At 37.4% G+C, this 5,857-nt stretch carries 5 protein-coding genes; 4 read left to right on the forward strand and 1 reads right to left on the reverse strand.

What is annotated here, in order from left to right; genetic code table 11:
* From AAC037_RS18300 to AAC037_RS18315, 4 genes are all read left to right on the forward strand, one after another.
* A partial coding sequence (locus AAC037_RS18300) for a nitrilase-related carbon-nitrogen hydrolase (RefSeq protein WP_339904601.1) occupies positions 1-713 on the forward strand: 713 nt, incomplete at its 5' end.
* The gene (locus AAC037_RS18305) at positions 698-1,156 is read left to right on the forward strand and encodes an NUDIX hydrolase (RefSeq protein WP_339904602.1); all 459 of its coding nucleotides are present in this window, start codon (positions 698-700) and stop codon (positions 1,154-1,156) included. The genes AAC037_RS18300 and AAC037_RS18305, both read left to right, overlap by 16 nt.
* Before the next feature lie 330 nt (positions 1,157-1,486).
* The gene (locus AAC037_RS18310) at positions 1,487-2,788 is read left to right on the forward strand and encodes an aminotransferase class V-fold PLP-dependent enzyme (RefSeq protein WP_339904604.1); all 1,302 of its coding nucleotides are present in this window, start codon (positions 1,487-1,489) and stop codon (positions 2,786-2,788) included.
* Between the two features lie 438 nt (positions 2,789-3,226).
* Positions 3,227-5,086 carry an ATP-binding protein gene (locus tag AAC037_RS18315; protein WP_339904606.1) on the forward strand — a complete coding sequence of 620 codons (1,860 nt, stop codon included), beginning with the start codon at positions 3,227-3,229 and terminating at the stop codon, positions 5,084-5,086.
* 62 nt (positions 5,087-5,148) lie between these two features.
* Here the strand turns inward: AAC037_RS18315 and AAC037_RS18320 are convergent.
* Positions 5,149-5,857, reverse strand: a 709-nt coding sequence (locus AAC037_RS18320; RefSeq protein WP_339904608.1) for an acetyl-CoA hydrolase/transferase C-terminal domain-containing protein, incomplete at its 5' end; no start/stop codon positions are given.

Here is a 5,857-nt window from a genome sequence, read left to right on the forward strand (position 1 = left end):
AGATAGCAAAGCAAAATAAAATCACCCTATTGGCAGGTCTTTTTGAGAGGAGTAAAGATGGAGAGATTTATAAATCATATGTATGCGTAGATGAAAATGGTTTGCAAGCCAACTATCACAAACTGCACCCATTTATTAATCCTCACATTAAACCAGGCTCAAACTATTGCGTGTTTGATTACAAAGGGTGGAAATGTGGTATTCTGATTTGCTATGACAACAATATAATTGAAAATGTAAGGGCAACCTGCTTGTTAGGTGCCGAAATAATTTTTATGCCACATGTTACCATGTGCACTCCTTCCACTCGGCCAGGAGCCGGATTTGTGGATCCTAAACTTTGGGAGAACAGAAAGAACGACCCTACTTCTTTGCGAATTGAATTTGATGGCATGAAGGGTAGACAATGGTTAATGAAGTGGTTGCCTGCAAGAGCGTATGACAACGGGATATACGTGGTTTTTTCTAACCCAATTGGGATGGATGATGACCAGTTAAAAAATGGTTGCTCGATGATAATAGACCCCTACGGTGATATTATTGCTGAGTGTAGAAAACTCAACAATGAGTTTGTAATAGCAGATGTAACCCAAGAAAAGCTAAAACTTGCGGGAGGATATCGTTATAGAAATGCCCGAAGACCGGGATTATATGGTTCAATTATTGGCCAAACACACGATGCCAGTCAAAAGGTGTCATGGCTGGACAAATAAAGAATAAAATGGTAAGTCAAATACCTGAATGCTTTTACAGAGTAAGCGTAAAAGCCTTAATTCGCGATAAAAAAAATCGTTTTTTGTTGGTGAGAGAAGACAATGGCTTTTGGGAATTGCCCGGAGGTGGATTGGATTTTGGGGAATCTCCAATAGAAGGTCTGAAAAGAGAAATATGGGAGGAAATGAAATTAAGTACCAGCTATATTTCTACCCAACCCTTGTACTTTTTTACTATAAAAAACCACAACAATATTTTTATAGCCAATGCCATGTATGAAGTGCAGCTGGAAAGTTTAGCATTTCAACCAACTTCTGAGTGTATGGAAATTAGGTTTTTTTCTCCCTTGGAGGTATATAAGGAATTGAAAGTATTCCCCAATGTATTGGCTTTTGCTAAAATATTCGAAAAAGAACCTTTAGACTCATCGCCCAAGGTTTAGCAGAAAAATTAAAAGTGAAGGATGTGTCGGGGCTCGAAATAAAATTGAGCTTTGATAAGCCCAAATTTTATTACCACCTGATCAATTTTGCTAAAAATAAGTAGCACAATGAAGGCCTTGGTGCTTTTATTGAAATGAATATTTACCTACAAACTTCATTTTTACATCTTGGCAATTAGATGCGGATGGTCTTAATAATCATTGTTTACGTAAACATCTTCATTTTTGGATTATTTATAGTATTTTGCATGGTAAAAATGCCCAGGAACCTATTTTACTAAATTTTGAATTTCCGAGTGTGAATTTCAGCTCAGCATTAAAAAAGAAAAAATGAATAATAGTCCAAACAGAAGAAGCTTTTTCAAAAAATCATTGGTCCTGGCCGGCGCATTTTCATCGGGTAGTCTCTTTAATCAATTGCATGCAAAGGATTTTGAAGAGAAAGCCAATATTTATAAAGATTTAAGTCCGGAAGAAATGGCAAGCAACGAGGATTATTGGTCTTTAATTCAACAGGCCTATCCGGCAAGCTCTTCTCCGGTGTTGAACCTTAACAATGGAGGTGTTTCTCCTAGTCCTAAATTGGTGCTGGACGCCGTAGACCGATATGATAAAATGACTAATATGGCGCCTTCTTATTATATGTGGAGGATTTTGGATCAAGGGAGAGAGCCACTGAGACAAAAATTAGCAGATCTTGGGGGCTGTGATCCCGAGGAAATCGGTATCAATAGAAATGCGACAGAAGCACTCAATTCGGTGATTCATGGTTTAGATTTAAATAAAGGAGATGAGGTAATTGGTAGTATTCAGGATTACCCCAATATGATGAATGCCTGGAAGCAAAGAGCCATGAGAGAGGGGATTGTTTACAAACAATTGTCATTTGATTTCCCAATTGAGGATGATGAATTAATCGTCGATAGGTATAGAAAGGCAATTTCTCCTAATACCAAAATCATACATGTAACACATGTAATCAATTGGGTAGGGCAGATCATGCCGGTGAAAAAGATTTGCCAAATGGCCCATGAAAGGGGTATTGAAGTGGTTGTTGATGGTGCTCATTCTTTTGGACTATTAGATTTTGATATACCTGACTTAGGTGCGGATTATTTTGGTACCAGTCTTCATAAGTACCTTTCTGCGCCTATAGGTACAGGCATGATGTGGATTAAGAAAGAGCATATTTCTAAGGTATGGCCGTTATTCTGTGATCAAGATCCTACGAGAGGAGATATCAGGAAATTTGAATCGCTCGGTACCCGCAGTTTCCCTTTGGAGCAGGGGATAGGGGAAGCTATTAATTTCCATAACGCAATAGGGAGAAAAAGGAAAGAAGCACGTGCCAGGTACTTAAAGAATTATTGGGCTGAAAAAGCAATTAAAATCCCGGGCGTGAAGCTGCATACTTCGTTGAAGGCTGACTACAGCTGTGTGATCGCCGGGGTGTCCATTGGTGGTATGACAACTAGGGAACTTGAAAGTACACTTTTGAAAAAGTATAAAATCCACACTTCACCTGTCAGTTATGAAAATATAGATGTTGTCCGTGTTTCGCCACACGTATACACCAAACCTAGTGATTTGGATAGGTTGGTGAAAGCTTTAGAGGAATTGGCAAGCAAATAAAAAGTTATATAATTCATGTTAACAAAGCCGTTGGTTCGGGCCTAATAGGTTTGGCAGTGGCTTTTTTTGCCAAAAAGGCCAAGGTATATCTGTAAAAAAAACAATTTAATCTGCATGCAATCAATTGTCTATTTCAGGTGAAATCAAAGAAGTAGGTCCTTTGAATAGGTAGGTAACCATAGGTCTGATGCCATGGTACATCCTTGTTCCTGTTTTTGATTTATTAAATTGCGTTTTTAAAAAAAAAATAAAGTTATTGAATTAGGTTGTATATTGTCAAACACTTGATTAAAGATTTGTATAGCTATTTTTTCATCCTTTTTCTTATCTTTAAGGAATTACGTTTTTTTTATATAAGTACACCTGCAACGCAGGGATTATTTAATGGAGAACCAGGATTGTAGAAATTGAATGGGTATTTTAAGTAATATGTTTTATTTGAAGGGTTTATTTTTTTGCTTTATTAGTTTAGCTTCATTCCAATCTTTTGCCGGCGATTTAGAAACCATAGATTCCTTACTTAAAGCATCTGTAGCGGTCCAATACGATCACAAAGACAAAGCCATTTCATACGTAAATCAAGCGAAAGAACTAGCTGGAAATATCGATGACCCCAAGTTAAGTGCAAGGATTAATAATCAAGAGGGTACAGTTTATTATATATCAGGAGAGTATGAGCTTGCGTTAAGGCGATTTGTATTGGCTTATGAATATGCTGTACAAGCTGAGGCTGTAATTGAAAAAGAAATGGCCTTAAATGGAAGAGGACTTGTGCTAATGGTGGAAGGAGAGTATGAGGTGGCAAAAGGGATATTTGAGGAATGTATAGCCATTAATCATTCATTGAATGACAGCGTCAGATTAGCCAAAAATCATTTCAATTTAGGAATACTACAAAATGAATTGGGTGACCTTGAATTATCCATGAATCACCTGAAAACTGCAAGTGATTTCTTGACTAACTTTCCTAATAAGCACTTAAACCTTATGGTAAATAACCGAACAGCCAAGGTCTACCATGAAATGGGTGCCTTGGAAAAGGCTTCGGAGAAATACATTGATGTACTTCAAGATAGTCTAACCCTCTCAAATTGGGAGAAAACCTTTGCATTGACAGGTTTAGCTCAAATAAAGCTTGAAAATGGATCCATAGAAGAAGCCTTGGATTTAGGTGAAGCTGCTTATGGTACGGCTGTAATTCACGGCGCTCATTGGGATTTACAAAACATTACTCAATTACTTAGTGAAATATATAAAAAACAGAAAGAATTTGACAAGGCTTACCATTTTTTGTCCTTGAGTAAGTCTTATGGAGACAGCCTTTATAATGAAGAGAAAAGCAGGCAGATAGCCAGGTTACAATTGAAATTAACTCAAGCAGAAAATGAGAATTTAAAAGTAGAAAGTGAAAAAGACCAGGCTTTGCTTAAGCAAAGGAATAGGCTTTTAATTTTTTTAAGCCTTTTAGTGCTTTTATCAGGTTTTGCCGTTTACTTTTTTCGTAAAAGTGTGAGGCTAAAAGAGTGCTTTAATGCTTCTCTTCAGAAGAAAAACAATGCAATTGAAAAACAAAAACATCACATACATGAGCAAAATAAGAGTTTACTTGAAATGAATCTGGCCAAAACCAAACTTTTGGGCATTATTTCTCATGACCTAAGGTCTCCCATAAACTCCATTAAGCAATTGTTGGAAATGAAAGGGAAGGGGTATTTCAGTGAAGAGGATGAGAATGAAGCTTATGAGCTGTTGGCTGTTCAAATTAAAAACACCGAAATAATGCTCAACGAACTCTTGCAATGGGCAAACAGGCAAATGGATGGGGTGAAACCTAACCCTACCACAGTAAATCTGTCCCAAACCGTAACTGAGGTATTGCTTGGTTATAGTTTTCAGATTAAAACGAAGCTTTTAAAACACGATCATCAAATCGTAAAGAATACTGACATCATAATTGATAAGATGCAGTTAAAAATTATTTTTCAAAACTTAATTGGTAATGCCATTAAGTTCACTCCTGAGCGTGGGGAGATTAAAATCTATTATGAATTGAATGAAAACTTTGTCATAGGTCATATTGAAGATTCGGGTGTGGGTATAGATCCTAAATACCATGAGTTGATCAATGGTAAGGGGTATTCAAGAATTCCTTCGGCGAGGGGGACTGCCAATGAAAAAGGAACGGGTTTGGGCATTTTACTCGTAAAGCAATTTATAGACCTCAATGGAGGTAAATTTAAAATGAAAAATAGAGAAGGAGGTGGTACCCATTTTATTTTGTTTTTCAAACGGGATTAAGCTTAGCTCCTATGCCTCGCCTCTTTAAGGGAAAAAGCTAATAGGAGCTAAGAATAAACCCTTTATCTAAAAGGATAAACAAAACTGCCAAACCTATCGAAAATTGCTCGGTCTAACTCTTCTTGGTGCTCAGGGGCAGCTATTTTTTTTAACTCATGAGCCCTTTGAGAAAGGTTTTTTCCATACAAATAGGCTGTTCCATATTCTGTTACCACATAGTGGACATGTGCTCTGGTAGTTACTACTCCTGCACCTTGCTTTAAAAATGGCGTTATTTTGGATTGACCTTTATTGGTGGTAGCGCGCAAGGCCATTATTGGTTTACCATCATCTGACAATGCCGCTCCCCTAATGAAATCCATTTGACCACCTACTCCGGAATAATGATAACTCCCAATAGAGTCTGCGCAAACCTGTCCAGTGAGGTCTATCTCTACACATGAATTGATGGAAATTACTTTTGGATTTCTCCTTATTATGGCTGTATCATTTACATAGGCGGCCTCATGAAAAGAAAATGCCGGATTATCATTGATGCTTTCATAAAGCTTTTGGGTTCCTATTACGAAAGAGGAAACAATTTTTCCGGGATGTTTTACCTTGTATTTGTTCGTTATGGCTCCTGAATTAAAAAGATCTATTACCCCGTCAGAGAACATTTCCGTATGAATACCTAGGTCTTTGTGGTTTGTAAGGGATTTTAATACGGCATCTGGAATCCCCCCTATTCCCAATTGAAGCGTGGAGCGATCATCTATCATTTCCGCAATA

The sequence above is a fragment of the uncultured Cyclobacterium sp. genome (assembly GCF_963976465.1).
In the GTDB taxonomy this organism is placed as follows: domain Bacteria; phylum Bacteroidota; class Bacteroidia; order Cytophagales; family Cyclobacteriaceae; genus Cyclobacterium.